1 protein-coding gene is annotated in these 713 nt (G+C 64.7%); it reads right to left on the bottom strand.

Going from position 1 to position 713, the window contains the following annotated elements; translation table 11 throughout:
* Positions 1–627 carry a 3-oxoacid CoA-transferase subunit B gene (locus tag GEU84_RS20945; RefSeq protein ID WP_152828821.1) on the bottom strand — a complete coding sequence of 209 codons (627 nt, stop codon included), beginning with the start codon at positions 625–627 and terminating at the stop codon, positions 1–3.
* Between the last annotated feature and the right edge of the window lie 86 nt (positions 628–713).

Below are 713 nucleotides of genomic sequence, written 5' to 3'. Positions count from 1 at the left end.
TCAGTTGACGATGGTGGCCTCGGTGGCTGCGCGCAGGTCGGCTTCGGTGACGCCGGTGGCGCATTCGACGATGGCAAGGCCGCCGGGCACCACGTCGAGCACGCCCAGATTGGTGATGATGCGGTTGACCACGCCGCGGCCGGTCAGCGGAAGGGTGCAGGATTTCAATACCTTGCTTTCGCCGTGCTTCGAGGTGTGGTCCATCACCACCACCACGCGGCCCACGCCGGCCACCAGATCCATCGCCCCGCCCATGCCCTTGACCAGCTTGCCCGGGATCATCCAGTTCGCCAGATCGCCGTTTTCGGCCACTTCCATCGCGCCCAGGATGGCCATGGCGATCTTGCCGCCGCGGATCATCGCAAAGCTGGTGGCGCTGTCGAAAAACGCGGTCTGCGGCAGTTCGGTGATCGTCTGCTTGCCCGCGTTGATCAGATCGGCATCCTCCTCGCCCGCATAGGGAAACGGCCCCATGCCCAGCATGCCGTTCTCGGATTGCAACGTCACGTTAACGCCTTCGGGGATATGATTGGACACGAGCGTGGGAATCCCGATGCCGAGATTCACATACCAGCCGTCCTGCAACTCCTGCGCGGCGCGTGCCGCCATCTGATTCCGGTCCCACATGGGTGTTCTCCTCGGTCTTGTTCTGCATCTGCTGGGGCTGTGCGCCCGGCTTGCGGCGGGGTTTGGGGGCGCGCTCAGGCCCGCTG

The sequence above is a fragment of the Fertoeibacter niger genome (assembly GCF_009380135.2).
GTDB classification, from domain to species: domain Bacteria; phylum Pseudomonadota; class Alphaproteobacteria; order Rhodobacterales; family Rhodobacteraceae; genus Fertoeibacter; species Fertoeibacter niger.
The sequence above is the reverse complement of the archived record's forward strand: the minus strand, read 5'-3'. Positions and strand labels throughout refer to the sequence as shown.